Origin of the sequence: Mesorhizobium sp. M4A.F.Ca.ET.020.02.1.1, from assembly GCF_004022645.1 — a bacterium.
Classification (GTDB): Bacteria; Pseudomonadota; Alphaproteobacteria; order Rhizobiales; family Rhizobiaceae; genus Mesorhizobium.
On sequence record NZ_RZOI01001411.1, the window covers coordinates 1 to 422 of the forward strand.

The following is a 422-nucleotide window of genomic DNA, read 5'->3' on the forward strand; positions in this document are numbered from 1 at the left end:
GCCAGAGCCCGAGGGCCATATTTACCCATTCTTCCCATTCTGCGAACACCGAAAGCGTCGCGAGCGCCAAAGCGCCGAGCGCAACGCCGACAATCCAGGCGTTCCACGCGGGCACCATTACCGCGGTGAATCCGATGACCCAGGGTGAGACGAACAGGCAGATCGCAAGGACCAGAGTGATCCAGTCCATGCTCTTTCTCGCTTCCATCATTGCCATGACAACCTCCATGGATGAAGCTTGACCAAAGCAACTCACTTCGCGTGGACATTGCACGCTCACTCATTGATATAATTCCGTTTTGTGAAGCTGCAAGGACGCGAGCCGGCAACCGCGGCTTGCGCCCTGCCCGGTGCCAGTCGGCAAATACCTCTCAAACGCTGAAGTCGCCTTCGCCTTCCGCCCCCAGCTGCGGGACGACGAT

At 58.5% G+C, this 422-nt stretch carries 1 protein-coding gene; it reads right to left on the reverse strand.

All coding sequences use genetic code 11. From position 1 onward, the window contains the following. The coding region (locus EN742_RS37435; protein WP_189375789.1) for an SPW repeat protein at nt 1-217 on the reverse strand (217 nt) is incomplete at its 3' end. Nucleotides 218-422 lie beyond the last annotated feature (205 nt).